The following is a 19,831-nucleotide window of genomic DNA, read 5'->3' as shown; positions in this document are numbered from 1 at the left end:
TATTGATACTAAAAATTCTAAAGTTTATTTCTTGTAAGAAATAACAAAAAATATTTTTTATGCAAATTAATCTTAACTTCCTATAATGAGTCCTGAAAATCAATTTTATTCGTAATGAAAGTAGTAGTTGCTCCATAAACGATAAGTTGATTTAAAAAAGACTGAAGTTCATCTAAATCTTTAACTATAACTTTTAGGTGCACATTATATTCTCCCATAATGTTTAAAGCTTCTTGTACTTCTGAATAGTTTTGAACCTCTTTAAACAACAAAGATAATTTTCCCTCATGGGCTTTCACAAGTACCACGGCCTGCAAACCATACCCTAGCAATTTGTGATTCAACCTTATAGTATACTTTTCAATTATTCCTAAATCTTCTATTTTTTGAATTCGCTCCCTGACAGCAGAAGACGATAACTTAACTTCCCTTCCTATTTCTGCATAGGACATTCTTGCATGTTGTTCTAAAATTGAAATAATTTTTAAATCAATATTATCAACCATCGATTTTATTTTTTTTGATAAAGATAAACTTTATTTCAAAGGTAAAAGAAGCTTTAAAACTTAAAATCCATTTCACAAATACCACAATGCTTACGAATTTTGTGCTTTATTAAAATCTTATTATTTATATGCTAAACAGTACCACTAAATCTATTTCTAAAAACATAAAGCTACCCACGATAAATGATGTGCAAAATGCAAGTAATATATTAGCGCCTATAATACAACAAACGCCCTTACTTTATTCTCCACTTTTCGACAAAAAATATGGAATTAAGTTATACTTAAAATGCGATAATTTAACTCCGATTGGAGCTTTTAAAATACGAGGTGCTTTTTATGCATTACATTCTTTATCTCAAAAACAAAAAACAAAAGGTGTTGTTGCTTTTTCTACAGGAAATCATGCTCAAGCATTGGCTTACTCTGGTAATTTACTCAAAATACCCGTTACCATAATTATGCCTAAATCTGCTCCTAAAATAAAAATTGAAAACACAAAAAATTTTGGTGCAAATGTTATATTATTTGACCCTAAAAACGAAAATCGAGAAGAAATTGCGAAAAAATATGTACTAGAAAAAAAACTAACTTTAATACACCCTTATGATGATTTTCATGTGATTGCAGGACAAGGAATATCAGGATTAGAGTGCGCAATGCAATTAAGAGATAAAAAAATTAACCCAGATCAGTTTTATATTCCTGCTTCAGGAGGAGGACTTTTAAGTGGTTTTTCATTAAGTACTGATCTATTTTTCAAAAATGCTGACTTAATAGGAGTTGAATCAAGCGCCAATCGTTGCTGGGCTGCGTCTTTAGATAAAGGAACAAGAGTAAAAACAGCAGTAAATGAGCAATCAATTTGTGATGCTATCATGCCTCCAAATCCAATACCTGGCATACTTCCTTGGGAAATTTTAAAAAATAAAATAGCTCACATAGCCTGTGTAAATGATAATGATGCCTTAATGGGAATCGCTTGTGCTATGAAATACTTTGGAATTGTTTTAGAGCCTAGTGCCGCTTGTAGTCTTGGAATTATCTGTAAAACACATAAAAAACTAACAGGTAAAACCGTAATTGCTGTGGCAAGTGGACGAAATGTAGACTCAAAAATACTGAATCAATCATTAACTTTTTATAATCAAGTATAATAATGAGAAATACACCATCAATTATACCCTTTGAATGGATTAATAATAATATTACTTTGAGTATTGACTTGTTACCTATAATGGAAGAAGCTTTTAGTCTTCTAAATAAAAATGAAGTAGTCATTCCTTCAATTCAACAAATCCCTATGCAAGAAATAAACTCTCAAGTATGCGTTAAATCTGCTTATTATCCAAAGTATCCATATTACGTAGTTAAAATTGCAGGAAATTTCCCAAATAATCGGCAAATAAATGAAAAAACATCTCAAGGTTGTATGTGTTTGTTTTCCTCTAAAACTGGCAAATTAGATACAATTATAGATGATAGTGGAGTTTTAACGCAGTTAAGAACCGCTGCCTCTGGGGCGCTTGCAGCATATTATTTTGCTCCTAAAAAAGTTACTAAAGTGGCTGTAATCGGTGCTGGTCTTCAAGCAAATATGCAATTAGAAGCCCTACAATTAGTGTGTGATTACTCTAGCGTTGCTATTTATAGTAGAACTTTTAAACGCTCTGTAGAATTAGCCACATCTTTTGAAAATAAGCTTCAAATTAAAAGCAAAGCCTATAATTCTGCGGCAAAAGCAGTTGAAAATGCTGACATTATAATTACCGCAACCAGTGCCACAAAACCTATTTTAAACGCTGCTATGATAAATAAAAATAAACCAACATTAATCATAGCTATGGGAGCAGATGCTCCTACCAAAAATGAGCTATCTACTGATTTATTTTCAATTGCTGATCGATTTATATGTGATTTAAAATCACAATCTTTAGAGCTTGGTGAGTTAAGATCTGTTTTAAAGGACAGCTCTGTAAATCTATCAAAAGTTGAAGAATTTAGTGACGCTTGCATTCAAAAAAAAATTAGAAAAAAAACCGATAATCTAATAATATGCGACCTTACTGGGGTAGGAATTCTTGATCTGTCCATTGCAATGTATACAAAGAAAGTTTATCATAATAGTGCGTCTTCGTAGTACTGCTTTTTTATTCATCATAAAATTAGGGTGAATTGATTAAACTAAAAAAGGAGCATTTAAGCATTAATGCTCCTTTCTCATAAAAGAACATCAAACTAAAGCATTTTCCCCTTTAATTTTCTTTATAAAATTAGGTACTCCACTAATTCCAAATTTATCTAATTCTTTAATAAATGCTGACCCAATAATAGCTCCGTTAGCATACTCACAGGCCGAAGTAAAGCTTTTATTATCTGAAATACCAAATCCAATAATCAAATGACTTTTTAAATTCATATTCTTTATTCGCTTAAAATAAGATAATTGATCATCAGACATTTCACCCTTTGCTCCTGTAATAGAGGCAGAGGCAACGACATAAATAAATGTATCAGTTAATTGATCAATTTTTCGAATACGCTCCTCTGATGTATGAGGTGTTATTAAAAACACATTACTTAAACCATATTTATCAAAAAGTGATTGGTAATGATTTTCATATTCAATCATTGGTAAATCTGGTAAAATTAAAGTATCAATACCACAAGCTTTTACACGTTTACAAAAAGCTTCCTCGCCATACTTTATAATTTGATTTACATACCCCATCAACACCAATGGCGTCTTATTAGTCTCATTAATTCTTTCTAATTGATCAAAGACAACATCTAAATTCATTCCATTTTTCAAAGCTACGGAACTACTATGTTGAATTGTTGGACCATCAGCTATAGGATCAGAATAAGGTAAACCTACTTCAATAAAATCAACTCCTGCACTATTAAGCTCATGAATTATTTTATCAGAATCATTTAGATTTGGAAAACCAGCTGTAAAAAAGATGGATAATAAATTGTGTGTTTTTTGATTAAATAACTTCTGTAGTGTATTCATTATTATTTCTTCTTTATTTATCTAAGTGTTGTATATATGTCTCTAAATCTTTATCACCTCTTCCTGATAAATTTATCACTATTGTATTGTATTTAGACAAATCCATTTTTGGCAATACAGCAAGTGCGTGTGCTGTTTCCAAAGCAGGAATAATTCCTTCTATTTTTGTCAATTCATATGCTGCTTGCAGAGCTTCTTTATCCGTAGCATTCATAAATTTGGCCCTTTTACTTTCATGTAAAAACGCATGCAACGGTCCAACACCTGGATAATCCAAACCTGCCGAAATTGAATAAGGTTCAACTATTTGTCCATAGTCATCTTGCATTAAAATAGTTTTACTTCCATGAATAACTCCTACTTCACCTAATTGCGACGTAGCAGCACTTTCTCCTGAATTAACACCTAATCCAGCAGCTTCCACTGCAATTAATTCAACTTTATCATTATTCAAATAGTGATAAAAAGCACCTGCCGCATTACTTCCGCCTCCAACACAGGCTATAATGGCGTCAGGGTTTTCATTACCTGTTTGATCCTTTAATTGTATTTTTATTTCTTCTGAAATTATTGCCTGTAGTCTAGCTACCATATCAGGATAAGGATGCGGCCCAACAACAGAACCTATCAAATAATAAGTCTCCGGATGCTGTATCCAATATCTAATTGCTTCATTTGTGGCATCTTTAAGAGTTTTACTTCCACTAGTAGCTGGAATAATTCTTGCTCCTAACATCTTCATCCTAGCAACATTAGGTGCTTGACGTTTAATATCCGTTTCTCCCATAAAAACAACACATTCTAATCCCATAAGAGCACAAACAGTAGCTGTCGCTACTCCATGCTGACCAGCTCCAGTTTCTGCTATGATTTTTGTTTTTCCTAAGTATTTTGCTATCAGGATTTGACCTATAGTATTATTAACTTTATGAGCTCCTGTGTGATTTAAATCCTCTCTTTTAAGATAAACAGTCGTATTGTATTTTTCTGAAAGACGTTTTGCATGATATAACGGACTTGGCCTACCTACATAATGCTTTAATAAATCTTTATATGCTTCTTGAAACTCTGATGAATTGATAATTTGAATATAATTATCTTTTAATTCTTTTACATTTGGGTATAAGAGTTCTGGAATAAAAGCCCCACCAAACTGCCCATAATATCCATTATTATCAGGTTGAAATTTCATAATTCTTTTTTTATTTGTTTTATAAACTCTTTTAACTTTTTAATTGATTTTTCTCCTGGTTGAATTTCAAATCTACTATTTACATCTAGAGCAACGCATTGTTTGGCCTGTGGCAATTTTATAAACGCTTTTATCGCATCTAATTCCTCTAATCCTATTCCTCCACTTAAAAAATATGGAGTCTTAGAATTATAATTAGCTAATACCTTCCAATCAAAAGAGACACCATTGCCCCCTTTCTCTTTACCCTTTGTGTCAAATAAGAAATAATTTACTTTACCTTCATAGGGCTCTAGCATTGTAAAATCAAATGTATCTTTAACACTAAAAACCTTTATAATTTCTGTATTAGGTAAATACTTTCTTATTTCTTCTATATAATCAGTAGATTCTTCTCCATGAAACTGTAATAAAGATAATTTATATTCTTCTGCTAGTGATACTACGATTTCTATATATTCATTTACGAAAACGCCTACCCGCTTAATTCTTTTATCTATGTCTGGAATAATTCCTTCAAAATTTCTTTTTGATTTTTCATAAAAAATAAAGCCTAAATAATCTGGTTTCAATATGGCAACCTGCTTTATATTTTCTACATACTTCATTCCACAAACTTTCAGCTTCATAGGTATATTATTCATTTATTTATCTAATTTGACTTATAAATTCGTGACAGGCAAGTCCTGGATTATCTGTTTTCATAAAATTTTCTCCGATTAGAAAACCTTGAAACCCGTATTCTTTAAGTCCTGTTATAATTCGTGGGTCAGATATCCCACTTTCAGAAACTTTTACCGCACTATCTGGAATCTGATTAGCCAAGTCGATAGAATGCTCGAGATCGACTTCAAACGTTTTCAAATTTCGATTATTAATTCCTATAATTTTACCATCTAAGTCTGAAATTTTATCTAAATCTTCTTGTGTATGTACTTCATACAAAACTTCTAATCCTAAATCAGAAGCTAATTGACCATAATCCTTTATTTCTTTTTTAGATAAGCATGTTGCTATAAGTAATATTGCATCTGCTCCAATCGCCTTTGCTTCAACAATTTGAAAACCGTCAACTACAAAATCTTTACGTAATATTGGTGTTTGTTGATTGATCGTCCTTGCTTCCATTAGGTCTGTCATAGATCCTCCAAAAAATGAAGTATCCGTTAAAATTGATTGTGCTGCAACTCCTGCATCCAGATAACCTTTAGTAACCTCTAGAACAGAAACATCATTATTTATAATTCCTTTGGATGGTGATTGTCTTTTAAATTCCGCTATAATTCCTGTAGAAAATTTGGTTATTAATCCCTCTTTTAAGGAAAATTGTGCTTTTTTAAAATTAGGGCTTTCTACTAGTTTTTTTACTGGTACTTCTGCTTTAATTTTAGCTACTTCTTTTTTTTTAAAAGCTACTATTTTGTCAAGTATTGTCATTTTTTAATTGTTAACTTTCAATCTATGCCTACTATCTAATACTTTAATCTTATCGAAATAAAACGTAATTTAAAACCTTAAATAATAGTACTTCTATCAATTCATTATTAATTTTTCTAAACATTTTTTTGCTTTTAAGCCAAATAACGAGTCTTTTGCTTCCTCAAATGCATCCTCAAATGTTTTTTGTTTATTCATAATTTTTAAAGCATATGCAGCATTTGTAAGAACAACATTATTTTGTGCCTTTGTTCCTTCACCATTTAAAATAGCTTTAAAAATTTTAACGGCATCTTTAACCGAATTACCTCCGTGTATGTCAGACTGTTTCAATCTAAACATGTTTAAATCCGAAGGTTTAATAAGCTGTTCCCCATCTTTTGAGAATAATTTAAACTCTCCTGTTAAAGAAATTTCATCATAACCATCTAAAGAATGTACAATGGCATAATTTGATTTCTCCTCTTGTAAAATATAATTATACAACCTTGCAACCTCTAAATCAAAGGTACCTAAAAACTGATTTTGAGGACTACTAGGGTTTACCAAAGGTCCTAATATGTTAAAGAAAGTTTTTAATTTTAAACTTTTTCGAACAGGGCCAACAGCTTTCATTGCTGGATGAAATTTTGGAGCATGAAGAAAACAAATATTTGCTCTTTCCAAATGAGACTTTAGTATTTGCTCATCATTTGTAAACTCATAACCAAAACTTTCTAGCATATCCGAAGAACCTGATTTTGATGAAACTGAGTAATTTCCATGCTTTGCTACTTTCTGACCAGTTCCAGCGACGACAAAAGATGTTAATGTCGAAATATTAAAAGTATCTTTACCATCGCCCCCTGTTCCTACAATATCTATCGTATTATAAGCTGAAAAATCAACTTTTACGGCTAAATCTAATAATGCATTTCTAAAGCCAGCTAACTCATCTACAGTAATTGGACGCATCATATAAACAGTCAAAAATGATGCTAAATGAGCTTCATTATACTTTTCTTGAGAAATATCTAATAATAGGTTCTTGGCCTCTAACTTTGAAAGCTTTTTATTCTCAAATAATTTTTCAAGGGTTTCTTTCATTATTTAAACTCTTTAAATTAAGCTACAATTTTATTTCTAACACTGGTTATAAAATTACTTACCAACTTTTCTCCCACCTCTGTTAGAATACTCTCTGGGTGAAATTGTACCGCACTTATTTGATATTCTTTATGGCGAATTGCCATGATACCACCTTCTTCATCAATAGCCGTAATTTCCAAAACATTTGGTAAATCCTCTTTTGAAGCAATCCACGAATGATACCTTGCTGCTAGAAATGTTTCTGGAATATCTTGAAAAATAGAAGCCTCTTTTTGCACAACTCTCATTTCTGTTGCTACACCATGAAAAACCTCATTCATATTAAGAATACTTCCTCCAAAAACCTCTGTTATAGCCTGTAAACCTAAACACACTCCAAAAATGGGTATCTTTCCTGCATATCTTGCTATTACCTCTTTTAATATTCCTGCTTCGCTTGGTATTCCTGGTCCTGGCGATAGTATAATTAAATCATAAACTCCGATTTCGTCAATACCGATTTCGTCATTACGATACACATCTGGATATATATCAGTAATTTTTTCAACCATATGAACTAGGTTGTATGTAAACGAATCGTAATTATCTAAAATTAATATTTTCATTGATTTATTTTCTATTTAGTTCTTTTATCTATTAAACTTTTTCCGCTAAAATCAACGCTTTTTTCAAAGCTGCTAATTTATTATTGACTTCTTGTAACTCGCCTTCTTCACTTGAATGAATTACAATCCCTGCGCCAGCTTGATAATATAATACGTTCTTTTTGCTCACGAAAGATCGAATAGCGATAGCTAGATTAACAGCTCCATCTAAACCTATAATGCCAACTGCCCCTCCATAAAATCCTCGAGACTGATTTTCATATGTATCAATTAATTTCATTGCTTTGTATTTGGGAGCTCCACTAAGTGTCCCTGCAGGAAATGTATCTCCTACTATTTTTATTGGATTACCTTTTATCTTACCCTGAACGGTAGATACTAAATGAATAACATGACTAAAATACTGAACTTCTTTAAAAACCTCTACCTCTACATTGTCTGCATGTTTACTTAAATCATTTCGAGCCAAATCTACTAACATAACATGCTCTGCTGTTTCTTTCTTATCTTCAGACAGCTTTTTCCCTAATTTTATATCTTCCACCATATTACCAGTTCTCCTAAAAGTTCCTGCAATAGGATTAATCACCGCTTTTCCTTCGTTTATTTTTATTTGTGCTTCTGGAGAAGATCCCATTAACTTAAAACTTCCATAATCAAAATAAAAAAGATATGGTGAGGGATTTATTGATCGTAATGCTCGATATACATTGAAGTCATCTCCTTTAAATTTTTGCTGAAATTGCCTTGATAAAACCAATTGAAAGACATCTCCTCTTTTGCAGTGTTCTTTTGCTTTTTTAACATACTCTTTAAATTCCTCGTTTGAACAATTTGAACTTTCTTCTCCTTCAATTTCAAATTTTTGCGTGTTGTAAAATTGTGCTTCAACGATAGTCTCTATTTCTTTAATACTAGATTCTTCTCCCTCCTCTATATTTTCGATTAAGGTAAGCTCATCATTAAAATGATTGATAGCAATGATAAATCTGTAGAAATTATATTGCATCATTGGTATTGAAGAAGGAGCTTGTTTAACATTTAATTTTATCGTTTCAAAATATTGAACACTATCATATGTTGTGTAGCCGTATAGTCCATTAAATGACTTTAATTCTGAAGCGCAATCAAGATCGATTGAATTTGTAAATTCATTAAAAAGGAAATTAAAATTACTTTGAATATTGTTTGAACTTATTTCTACTCCTTTCTTAAAAACAGTAAAATTATCTTTTTCTGCTTTCATTCCAAAAATAGGATCAATACAAATAAATGAAAAGCTTTCCTCTTTACTATGATAATCAGAACTTTCTAGTAATAGTGTATTCGCATAACGGTCCCTTAACCTTAAATATAATCCAACCGGTGTTACCGTATCTGAAAGTTTTTTTTTCGAGACTGTTCTTAATTTTATTTTTTCCATCTTTATTTATTGTAGCATAAAAAAAGGCTTATCGTGAGATAAGCCTTTTTTTATATTTATTATATAGAGGATGCGCTCACTTAATTTGAGTTAAGAGAGTTCCACCACCATATGTTGTTTTGTATCATCATTGAATTACAAATTTATAATAGATTTTTTATTTTACAAATTTTATCTGACTTTTATTTTTTAATTGTTTCTTATGAATCAAATTGGTACCATCGATAAAAACATAAAATAATACATCCTGTCAGGATAACACCTAGGTAAGATGCAACTTTAAATTTACTTTTAAAAATCAAAATAATTTAAGTGCTCCCTATATTTATCAGTTCTCATATTTACTCCTCCACATGTAATGGTTAATGTATTGTTAATTGCGACTTCATATACTGTTTAGATTTTATATAAAATATTACTGCTCCAGAAGCAGACTCTACCATCACATATAAAATTCTTCAAAAAAAATTTTACACGCTAAAAAAGTATCTCTAGCTGTTGTTATAAAAGTTTCTATCTCATATTCCTGAGCTCTTTCAAGAGCCATAAAAGCAATTTTCTTTGCACCAAAGCTGTTTATCTCTTGTAGTAATTTATTTCAATTCAACTAATCTCCCTTAAAAGAAGCTACTCCTTCTGTTTAAGCAACAACCACTTTAACTTTATTTCAATTATTTCTTTGCATCCCCTCAAGAAGAATACCCTAAAAACACAATCTTCTAAAGCAACCACAACTTTATTTGGCCCTTTCATACTTTAACGCATTCATCTATTATTAAAGAATGCCCTTTCCAAAACAAAGGATTGTCAAAAGATGAAATATATGGTATATTTAATTTTTCTGGTATTTTTAATACATATTTATGCGTTTCAACTCAATTTACTCTAAAAAATTCAATATCTACTTCAAACAACTGTATTTTTGAAATAATACAGGTAGAAGTTATTTTAAGAATATAAAGAGACACTTTAATTTCTACTATATTTGCTGAATATGCAACAAAACAATTAGCATTCCCTCCGAATGTTGCCATTACTTCATTCAAGACTTTATCCTTTAGATCCCCTTTAAAAACTCCATATTCCTTATGCTATATGATCCGTAAAACTGGTAGCATTCCTTTTTATAATATGCATTAGGGTCAAAAATTTCACTAAACTGAAAAGACTTATATAAAAGAGTCTTTACATTATAGTTATACTGATTCAAAAATTTTAAAAACTCATTATTAAACTTTTAACTTGCCTCATTTTAAGGAAGTACATAGTATTTTTTTCGTCAAATCTTTAATAGAATCATATTTGAGATGGACTGAAAAAACAAGCTACTAGTTCTATGGTGAGGTTGTACCCATTTAAGAGAAAACTGATTATTAAAACTTAACAAAGTACTTATATCTGATTCTATAAGCTATTTAGAATGTTTTTCTTTTTTCTTATAAAATAGTCTCTTAATGAAAAGTTTACATATTACATTGAGTTTATAAAAAAAGACAACTATAGTTAATAATTTAAACAAAAAAAGTATTAAAAGTTTTAATATATAATCAAAAAACGAAAAACAATTTAAATAATTAAACTATTAATGTTTATTTGTACTATCAATTTAAATAACTAGGTAAATATAAAATTTATAATTATGTGTGGAATCGTGTGTGCTTTCGATCTAAAGGATAAATCAGAGGTTTTGAGACCTCAAATACTAGAAATGGCTAAAAAAATTAGACATAGAGGTCCGGACTGGAGCGGAATATATAGTGATAATAAAAGTATTTTAGCTCATGAGCGCTTAGCTATCGTAGACCCAACATCTGGTCAACAACCTTTATTCAGTAAAGATAGGAGATTTGTTTTAGCTGCAAACGGTGAAATATATAATCATAAAGAAATAAGAAAACAGCTTAAAAACGAGCATGATTTTTTAACGAAATCAGACTGTGAAGTAATTATAGCTTTATATAAAGAAAAGGGAGAACACTTTTTAGACGATTTAAATGGAATTTTTGGCTTTGCTGTTTACGATACTGCAACCGATGAATATTTAATAGCTAGAGATCATATGGGGGTTATTCCTCTTTATATGGGCTGGGATAAAAAAGGTACTTTTTATGTGGCCTCTGAATTAAAAGCATTAGAAGGCTACTGTAATAAAATTGAGGTATTTCCTCCTGGACACTATTATACAAGAGAAGGTGGTTTACAAAAATGGTATTCAAGAGACTGGATGGAATTTGAGGCTGTAAAGAATAACCAAACTCATATTGATGAGTTACGTGATGCTCTAGAAGCTGCAGTTCATAGGCAACTAATGAGTGATGTACCATATGGTGTTTTATTATCAGGCGGATTAGATTCTTCGATAACCTCTGCAATAGCAAAAAAATATGCAGGAAAAAGAATAGAGTCAGGTGACAAAGATGAAGCTTGGTACCCTCAACTACACTCTTTCTCTATAGGTTTAGAAGGTTCACCCGATTTAGCAGCTGCTAAAAAGGTCTCTGAACATATTGGAACAATACATCATGAAATTACTTTCACTATCCAAGAAGGTTTAGACGCTATCAGAGATGTAATTTATCATTTAGAAACTTACGATATTACAACTATACGAGCTTCTACACCAATGTACTTAATGGCAAGAGTAATTAAATCTATGGGAATCAAAATGGTATTGTCAGGAGAAGGTGCAGATGAAATTTTTGGCGGCTACTTGTACTTTCATAAAGCACCTAATGCTCAAGAATTTCATGATGAAAATGTTCGTAAATTAGATAAACTATATCAGTATGATTGTCTAAGAGCCAATAAAAGTTTAATGGCTTGGGGTATTGAAGGAAGAGTACCATTCTTAGATAAAGAATTTATGGATGTAGCTATGAGAATCAATCCTGAAGATAAAATGATTAATGGTGAACGAATGGAAAAATGGGTTTTAAGAAAAGCTTTTGAAAGCTATTTACCTGAAAGTGTTGCTTGGAGACAAAAGGAACAGTTTTCTGACGGTGTTGGATACAGTTGGATTGACACATTGAAAGAGGTTGTTGAAAAAGCTGTAACCGATGAGATGATGAGAAGTGCTGAACACCGTTTTCCTATTCAGACACCAAGAGCAAAAGAAGAATATTATTACCGCTCTATTTTTGAAGAGCATTACCCTAGCAATACCGCTTCATTGACTGTTCCTTCTGTGCCGTCAATTGCCTGCAGTACACCTACTGCCTTAGCGTGGGATGCTAGTTTCAAAAACGTAAATGAACCTAGTGGACGTGCGATTTCCACTGTTCATGAAGATTCTTATTAAATTCTTGAAATTTTATAGGTTTTTAAATTGTAAAAGACTGCTTATTAGGCAGTCTTTTTTATGGAAACTCTTTGAAAAATTATCAAGAAAATTAAGCACATGTCTTTTCATCTTTCAATAGACGTATTAAAACCTCTATCTTTTTCACCAAAGTTTTATAAAATAAATCTTGATCTATTTCTGTATAAGTATCCAGAGATCTAGAATTTTCAGTTTGTTTGTCAAAATATTTTAAAGCTCTATCGCAGATTTCTTCGTCCTTTGTTTTAAAATAAGAAAGCATTCCACTTGGCACAAAAAGGGCTCTTTCATACTCATTACAAATCAACACGTTATTATTTACTAATAGTAGTTCATTTTGGTAAAGCCTATAGTTATTATTTGATAATACCGCTTTACTTACAATTTCCTTCAATACTATTTTTAAAGAATCACACAATATAATTGCTTCTTTTACAGCTATCTTTCCTTTCTTAAAAAAAATATAGACCTGTTTTAATAAACTATTAATTGTGGTTATATCCCATATTTCCGATACAGACACTTGATTATACAAGCCTATTAAATCGTTTATTACCTGAACAGTAGAGAGTTTTGGATAGAACTTATGGAAGGGGGTACTATCCTTATCTTTGCTAAATGAATTGAGCCAAAGATAAATTTTAAACCGACATAGTTCTTTTGATTTTAATAAATGAAAAACAGGAATGTCTTTAGCGGAATAAAATACTTTAGCTGTTTTTTTATTAAGTATTTTTTTTAATGACTTGTAAGAACCTTTAAGATATTCTTCCAATTGATTTTCGTTATGTATTTGGGGGGTTCTTTGTATAGAAATAAAACCATGATTAGCCTGACCAAATAGCGAATCTAACGACAAACCAAAATAATTAGCCAATAAAACACTTTCATCTAAAGAAATTTTACTTTTCAAACTAGCCCTTCTATGTGCTGCATCATAACTTATATCCAGAGCCTTTGAAATTTCTTCTATGATTGACTTTGATGCGTTTTTTTTTCTGATTTGACTTAGTAAAAGGTCTTGAAACATAAAATGATAAATTTTGAATTAAAACCAAAAAAACAAAGCCTTTGAAGCTTTTACTTCAAAGGCTTTATTTTATAAGTGTTACTTAGTTATTAATTTGGAGAAACATAAAAAGGACTTAAAGCTACTGTTGCATTTTTTCTTGCCCCACAATAATCTCGATATTCTTTATATTTTTCAATGGTATAAAAAGAGTCAACATAATCGTCATTATTAGTATACCAGTCATTTGGCATAGCTTGAATAATTGCTCCAGCTACTTGTCCTAAAACTCCAATCCATGGTTGGGTTGATACAGTACCTACTATTTGAAAGACTCCATTGACAATAGTAGTTACTAAGTTTTTATAATTTATATTATCGTCTTTTTCAAATAACTGAATATTCGCTGCTTGATATTTGTAATCATCCCAAAAAAGTAATATTTGATTTGGATAATAATCTGTTTCATCATAATCCAAATAATACATAGGAATCACTTTTATTTCAGGCTTATTTCCACCATCTTTTATACCTGATGTTATCGCGTATATTTCAGCTGCTCCTGAAATCCATGGCTCTTCATCGTTATTTAATCTGATTTTATCAAGTTTCGTTGTTTCTAATGCATTTTTTCCTGAAAACATCTTGTTCAACTCTGCATCACTCTTATTAAACCTCTGATTTTGAACACCTTCTTCCCTCAGATATTTATTCATATGGTAAACTTCTTTTTTTAGAGCTTCATAGCCATTTGTTTCAATAACAATTACAGGCCTATCTGGTGCTTTTTTTGCATCTAAAATAACCTCTTCTTTATCAAGTGTATAAGCAACCAAATGCTCCCAATTTTTCTCATCTCCTTCTGGTGAAAAAGAAAATAAAACGTTGGATAAGTTTTTTCTTTTTTGAGGATTATGTAACCAAACTTCTAAAATCTCAATCTTTTCTGGGGCTTTTTTAGAAGAAGCTTTCTTCTCTAAACTGGTTGATTGTTTAAGAAGCTTCTGATATGCTTTTTCATCATTAACATAAGACGCTGATTTTTTAAGTATTTTAGATAGCAAAACACTTGGTTTTTGATTATTAAGTGCATTTAAAGTTTCATTTTTAAACGCATCATTTTTCATCAACGTAATAAGGTTAAAAGCAATTTCTTTTTTATTAATACTAATTGAATTTTGTTGCTCATCTTGTGTAACGATTTCTGAAGATTCATTGTTGCAACTAACAAAGATCATAGAAGTCAAAAGACCTCTAAATAAAAATTGAAGGGTTTTCATTTAATTCTAATTTAGGTTATTATATTCAAGAAGAAAATTATAAAACAAAGAAATAACAACCAAAAAAAAAGTTGTTTTTTTAAACAAAAACTAACAAAAAAATAGATATGAAAAAAAAATAACAACATTAAGCCATAAAAATTATTTTTTTTACAAAAAAAAGAGGTCAACTGTTTTTTTTTAAGATTTATTATTTTTTAAAAACAAGGTCTTTTTAGCTACTATTCCACTACTTCTTTTTTTTTTAAAATAAAAAACACTGTTAAATAGCTTATTTAATCATTTTAAGTGGTTTTAAAGGACTTTTTTGAAAAACAACATATTTTGTATTTTGACAAAATAAAGCCTCTTAAAAACTTTATTTTAAGAATCAAAAAATGTAAATTTGTATGTTAAATTGATTATCATTTTGATAATCTTTTTTGGGGGATTTCACATAATTTACTTTTCGTAGGAATAAAACTCTTATTCCATTAAGTTATTGTCATCCCAAAAAGTATAAGAAAAAAATAGAAATAAAAACTCAATAGTATGAGCGAAGAAAAAAAGCACAATTATTCTGCCGATAGTATTCAGGCGCTTGAAGGAATGGAGCATGTACGAATGCGTCCTTCGATGTATATTGGAGATGTTGGAGTTCGTGGTCTACACCATTTAGTATATGAAGTTGTTGACAACTCTATCGATGAAGCACTTGCAGGTCATTGTGACGAGATTTCTGTTGATATAAATGAAGATAATTCAATTACGGTCAGAGACAATGGAAGAGGAATCCCTGTGGGGCTTCATAAAAAAGAAGGAGTATCTGCTCTTGAAGTAGTTATGACCAAAATTGGAGCTGGAGGTAAATTTGATAAAGATTCTTATAAAGTATCTGGTGGGTTACACGGTGTCGGTGTATCCTGTGTAAATGCCTTGTCTGATCACTTAAAGGCAACCGTACATAGGGATGGTAAAATATGGGAACAAGAATACGAAAGAGGTAAAACATTATACCCAGTTAAGACCGTTGGTGGTACTGACAAAACAGGTACTGAAGTAACTTTCTTACCAGACAAAAGTATCTTTCAACAAACTACCGAGTATAATTATGACACCTTAGCCGCTCGTATGAGAGAGCTCGCATACCTTAATAAAGGTATTACTGTTGTTTTAACAGATAAAAGAGAGAAGGACGATGAAGGGAATTATCTTTCCGAAACTTTTTATAGCACAGAAGGACTATCAGAATTTGTCAAGTTTCTAGACAGTACTAGAGAACAATTGACTTCTGATGTTATTGCAATGGAAGGAGAAAAAAATGGAATTCCGGTAGAAGTTGCCATGGTTTATAATACATCGTATTCAGAAAACCTTCATTCTTATGTAAACAATATAAATACGCATGAAGGAGGAACGCATCTTTCTGGTTTTCGTCGTGGTCTAACACATACCTTGAAAAAATACGCTGATGAGTCCGGATTGTTAAAAAATGTAAAATTTGAAATTTCAGGTGATGATTTTCGTGAAGGGTTAACAGCAATTGTATCTGTAAAAGTTGCAGAGCCTCAATTTGAGGGTCAGACAAAAACGAAATTAGGTAACCGTGAAGTGACCTCAGCCGTTTCTCAAGCAGTTGCTGAAATGTTGAATGACTTTCTGGAGGAAAACCCTAACGATGCCAAAACCATTGTACAAAAAGTAATTTTAGCAGCCCAGGCTAGACACGCTGCTAAAAAAGCACGTGAAATGGTTCAGCGAAAAACAGTGATGAGTATTGGCGGACTTCCTGGTAAATTATCAGATTGTTCTGAAACAGATCCTGCAACTTGTGAGATATTTTTAGTAGAGGGAGACTCGGCAGGTGGTACTGCTAAACAAGGTAGAGATAGAAATTTTCAAGCCATATTACCTTTAAGAGGTAAAATTTTAAATGTGGAAAAAGCAATGCAACACAAAGTTTTTGAAAATGAAGAAATCAAAAATATGTTTACCGCATTAGGAATTACCATCGGTACTGAAGAAGATCCCAGAGCTTTAAATTTATCCAAGCTTCGTTATCATAAAGTCGTAATTATGTGTGACGCCGATGTTGATGGCTCTCACATTGCTACTTTAATTTTAACATTCTTTTTCCGTTATATGAGAGAAATGGTTGAACAAGGCTATATTTATATTGCGACGCCACCATTATATCTTGTAAAAAAAGGGCAGAAGAAAGAATATGCCTGGGATGATAACCAGCGTGATCTAATTGTTCAAAAGCTAGGTGGAGGTGCTAATATTCAAAGATATAAAGGACTAGGAGAAATGAATGCAGAGCAATTATGGGATACAACTATGAACCCCGAATTCAGAACGCTACGTCAGGTAACCATTGACAATTTAACTGAAGCTGATCGAGTTTTCTCCATGTTAATGGGTGATGACGTTCCTCCTCGAAGAGATTTTATTGAAAAAAATGCTAAATATGCGAATATTGATGCTTAAATAATATTAAAAACCTCAACAAAAATTGAGGTTTTTTTTATATAAGTTTTTTATCTCGTGATATAAATTTTAACTTAAAGATAATTTACTAACCCCTACACCACAATCTTACTTAAAATGAAAACCTTTAAAAAAATCAGTCTTTTCCTATTAATTATTTTCTATTCTACTTCATATTCACAAGAATTAGAGACAATTCTGCTTGCCAAAGATGATGCCCAGAAATTAACAAAAGCTTATTTAAACCCATCTTTTAAAGGGCTTATTTTCGCTATGAACAATGGCTGGTACCACACCGCAAAAGTTCATAAAAAATTTGGATTTGATATTTCTATCGGTGCTAATTTTGCTACTATTCCTAACGAAGAAGAACTATTTTCTATTGCTGAACTTGAGTTATCTAACAATACAATAACAACTAATGGAGCTACTTCATCTCCAACAGTAGCTGGTAGCAATTCAATAAGTCCGGCACAATTTCAATATTCTACACAAATAGAAGGACAAAATGTTTCTGCTAATTTTACAATGCCAACAGGAATAAAAGAAGACCTTCCTGCAAACACTATTCCTGCTCCAGCTATTCAAGTCGGTTTTGGGTTGCCATTTAAACTTGATTTAATTATTCGGTATGTTCCAAAAGTTGGTTCTGAGGATGTAAAAACTGATATATTTGGACTGGGTATTAAAAAAGAAATTACAGAATTATTGGGTCCTTTAGATAAAACTCCTTTACATATTTCGATATTGGCAGCCTATTCAAACATGGGGGTTAACTATGAAATTGGAAATGTGAATAATGATGTTTCTACTCAAAATGCTTCTGCGAATTTTAGCTTAAATACATACACAATTCAAGCTATTGCATCATTAAACTTCCCTGTATTAAACGTTTTTGGAGGCATCGGTTATAATGGAGGTAGTATTCGACTCAATATGCTTGGAAATTACACATTAAACTATAACACTTCGATTAACGGAGCACCGGATGTTGAGGAATCAATTACTGATCCTTTCTCAATAAAAACAAGCTCTGGGAGCATAAATGCAACCATTGGCACAAGGGTAAGTCTCGGTTTTTTTAAATTATACGGAAGTTATTCTCTACAAGAATACAATACCATAAATGCTGGTATTGCCTTTAGTTTTAGATAAAATAAATCGAAATATTTTAACATCTTCAAGCGCTAACTAAAGCTGAGTTTAAATTTTATATAAATCAATACCATAAAAAAACAAAAAATTAATTTTAAATTAAAACAAGCCTGGGTATAACAACCGATAAATTAAAGACTATTGTAACGCAACAGAAATAAAGACAATGGAAGTTTAATAGCAATATAACGTCAACAAATTTACTTAATAATTTACCCCTTTGTTAAAAAGTTTAAAATTTTCGAATACGACTAATTTTTGTTAAAACCACCTAAATTTAGGTGGTCTTTTATTTTTTATCCCTTAGCAAATCGCTATTTTTGTGCATCTTATTAATAAATTATCTTAACTAAATAATAAAAAAATGAAAGTAACAGTTGTAGGAGCAGGTGCTGTAGGTGCAAGTTGCGCCGAGTATATTGCTATTAAAAATTTTGCTTCAGAAGTTGTTTTAGTGGACATTAAAGAAGGTTTTGCTGAAGGTAAAGCCATGGATTTAATGCAAACTGCTTCTTTAAATGGGTTTGATACCAAAATTACTGGAACTACTGGAGATTATAGTAAAACGGCTGACTCTGATATTTGTGTTATCACTTCTGGTATTGCTCGTAAACCAGGGATGTCTCGCGACGAGTTATTAGGTATCAATGCTGGTATCGTAAAATCTGTTTCTGCAAGCTTAATAGAACACTCTCCAAATACTATGATTATTGTTGTTTCCAATCCTATGGATACAATGACGTATCTGGTACATAAAACAACAGGATTACCTAAAAATAGAATTATAGGTATGGGAGGCGCTTTAGATTCTGCTCGATTCAAATACAGATTAGCAGAAGCATTAGAAGCTCCTATTTCTGATGTTGACGGAATGGTTATTGGTGGCCACTCGGACAAAGGAATGGTTCCTTTAACACGCTTAGCTACTAGAAACTCAGTTCCTGTTTCTGAATTCTTATCTGAAGAAAGATTAACTCAAGTTAAAGAAGATACTAAGGTAGGAGGCGCTACTTTAACTAAATTATTAGGGACTTCTGCATGGTACGCTCCTGGAGCTGCCGTTTCTGGTTTAGTTCAAGCGATCGCATGCGATCAAAAAAAGATTTTTCCTTGCTCTACCTTGTTAGAAGGAGAGTATGGTCTTTCAGACTTATGTATAGGAGTGCCTGTTGTATTAGGTAAAAATGGTATCGAAAAGATTGTGGAAATCAACTTGAGTGATGCTGAGAAAAAACATTTAAGTGACTCTGCTGCTGCAGTAAAGAAAAATAATGAAGCTTTAACTTTTTAAAAGAAAGCTTTTTTCATCTATTTACTAAAAAAGACCT

General features: G+C 31.4%; 17 protein-coding genes. 6 read left to right on the top strand and 11 right to left on the bottom strand.

The window, feature by feature from the left end; all coding sequences use genetic code 11:
• Positions 1-80: 80 nt before the first annotated feature.
• Positions 81-506, bottom strand: coding sequence for an Lrp/AsnC family transcriptional regulator (locus AC2GW8_RS13460; protein WP_440880392.1), 426 nt, complete (start codon positions 504-506; stop codon positions 81-83).
• A gap of 128 nt (positions 507-634) precedes the next feature.
• Between AC2GW8_RS13460 and AC2GW8_RS13455 the strand changes: the two genes are divergently transcribed.
• Positions 635-1,663 carry a threonine ammonia-lyase gene (locus tag AC2GW8_RS13455; protein WP_440880391.1) on the top strand — a complete coding sequence of 343 codons (1,029 nt, stop codon included), beginning with the start codon at positions 635-637 and terminating at the stop codon, positions 1,661-1,663.
• A 2-nt stretch (positions 1,664-1,665) separates the two neighbouring features.
• Complete coding sequence (locus tag AC2GW8_RS13450) at positions 1,666-2,646, top strand: hypothetical protein (protein WP_440880390.1); 981 nt, start codon at positions 1,666-1,668, stop codon at positions 2,644-2,646.
• A 93-nt stretch (positions 2,647-2,739) separates the two neighbouring features.
• Here the strand turns inward: AC2GW8_RS13450 and trpA are convergent, their stop codons facing one another.
• The 8 genes from trpA to AC2GW8_RS13410 all read right to left on the bottom strand — a co-directional run bounded on the left by trpA (position 2,740) and on the right by AC2GW8_RS13410 (position 10,314).
• On the bottom strand, positions 2,740-3,522 hold the full coding sequence (trpA, locus tag AC2GW8_RS13445) for a tryptophan synthase subunit alpha (protein WP_440880389.1): 783 nt from the start codon (positions 3,520-3,522) through the stop codon (positions 2,740-2,742).
• A 13-nt stretch (positions 3,523-3,535) separates the two neighbouring features.
• Positions 3,536-4,714 carry a tryptophan synthase subunit beta gene (gene trpB, locus AC2GW8_RS13440; protein WP_440880388.1) on the bottom strand — a complete coding sequence of 393 codons (1,179 nt, stop codon included), beginning with the start codon at positions 4,712-4,714 and terminating at the stop codon, positions 3,536-3,538.
• Positions 4,711-5,358, bottom strand: coding sequence for a phosphoribosylanthranilate isomerase (locus AC2GW8_RS13435; RefSeq protein WP_440880387.1), 648 nt, complete (start codon positions 5,356-5,358; stop codon positions 4,711-4,713). Before AC2GW8_RS13435 ends, trpB begins: the two co-directional genes overlap by 4 nt.
• 4 nt (positions 5,359-5,362) lie before the next feature.
• The gene (trpC, locus tag AC2GW8_RS13430) at positions 5,363-6,151 is read right to left on the bottom strand and encodes an indole-3-glycerol phosphate synthase TrpC (protein WP_440880386.1); all 789 of its coding nucleotides are present in this window, start codon (positions 6,149-6,151) and stop codon (positions 5,363-5,365) included.
• A 96-nt stretch (positions 6,152-6,247) separates the two neighbouring features.
• A complete protein-coding gene (trpD, locus tag AC2GW8_RS13425) occupies positions 6,248-7,237 on the bottom strand; it encodes an anthranilate phosphoribosyltransferase (RefSeq protein WP_440880385.1) in 990 nt (329 codons plus the stop codon).
• A 17-nt stretch (positions 7,238-7,254) separates the two neighbouring features.
• Positions 7,255-7,845 carry an anthranilate synthase component II gene (locus tag AC2GW8_RS13420; RefSeq protein ID WP_440880384.1) on the bottom strand — a complete coding sequence of 197 codons (591 nt, stop codon included), beginning with the start codon at positions 7,843-7,845 and terminating at the stop codon, positions 7,255-7,257.
• A 31-nt stretch (positions 7,846-7,876) separates the two neighbouring features.
• Positions 7,877-9,268, bottom strand: coding sequence for an anthranilate synthase component I family protein (locus AC2GW8_RS13415; protein ID WP_440880383.1), 1,392 nt, complete (start codon positions 9,266-9,268; stop codon positions 7,877-7,879).
• 875 nt (positions 9,269-10,143) lie between these two features.
• Positions 10,144-10,314: a hypothetical protein gene (locus AC2GW8_RS13410; protein ID WP_440880382.1), complete on the bottom strand. Its 171-nt coding sequence runs from the start codon at positions 10,312-10,314 to the stop codon at positions 10,144-10,146.
• A 593-nt stretch (positions 10,315-10,907) separates the two neighbouring features.
• Between AC2GW8_RS13410 and asnB the strand changes: the two genes are divergently transcribed.
• On the top strand, positions 10,908-12,569 hold the full coding sequence (asnB, locus tag AC2GW8_RS13405; protein WP_440880381.1) for an asparagine synthase B: 1,662 nt from the start codon (positions 10,908-10,910) through the stop codon (positions 12,567-12,569).
• Positions 12,570-12,660: 91 nt separating this feature from the next.
• Here the strand turns inward: asnB and AC2GW8_RS13400 are convergent, their stop codons facing one another.
• Both AC2GW8_RS13400 and AC2GW8_RS13395 read right to left on the bottom strand, forming a co-directional pair.
• The gene (locus tag AC2GW8_RS13400; RefSeq protein ID WP_440880380.1) at positions 12,661-13,620 is read right to left on the bottom strand and encodes a hypothetical protein; all 960 of its coding nucleotides are present in this window, start codon (positions 13,618-13,620) and stop codon (positions 12,661-12,663) included.
• A gap of 89 nt (positions 13,621-13,709) precedes the next feature.
• The gene (locus AC2GW8_RS13395; RefSeq protein WP_440880379.1) at positions 13,710-14,879 is read right to left on the bottom strand and encodes a DUF3103 family protein; all 1,170 of its coding nucleotides are present in this window, start codon (positions 14,877-14,879) and stop codon (positions 13,710-13,712) included.
• A gap of 531 nt (positions 14,880-15,410) precedes the next feature.
• On the opposite strand from AC2GW8_RS13395, the gene gyrB reads away from it, so the two are divergent.
• From gyrB to mdh, 3 genes are all read left to right on the top strand, one after another.
• A complete protein-coding gene (gene gyrB / locus AC2GW8_RS13390) occupies positions 15,411-17,348 on the top strand; it encodes a DNA topoisomerase (ATP-hydrolyzing) subunit B (RefSeq protein ID WP_440880378.1) in 1,938 nt (645 codons plus the stop codon).
• 117 nt (positions 17,349-17,465) lie between these two features.
• Positions 17,466-18,503, top strand: coding sequence for a DUF6588 family protein (locus AC2GW8_RS13385; RefSeq protein ID WP_440880377.1), 1,038 nt, complete (start codon positions 17,466-17,468; stop codon positions 18,501-18,503).
• Between the two features lie 364 nt (positions 18,504-18,867).
• On the top strand, positions 18,868-19,794 hold the full coding sequence (gene mdh, locus AC2GW8_RS13380; RefSeq protein WP_440880376.1) for a malate dehydrogenase: 927 nt from the start codon (positions 18,868-18,870) through the stop codon (positions 19,792-19,794).
• Positions 19,795-19,831 lie beyond the last annotated feature (37 nt).

It is taken from the genome of Tenacibaculum profundi (assembly GCF_057162725.1).
The sequence above is the reverse complement of the archived record's forward strand: the minus strand, read 5'-3'. Positions and strand labels throughout refer to the sequence as shown.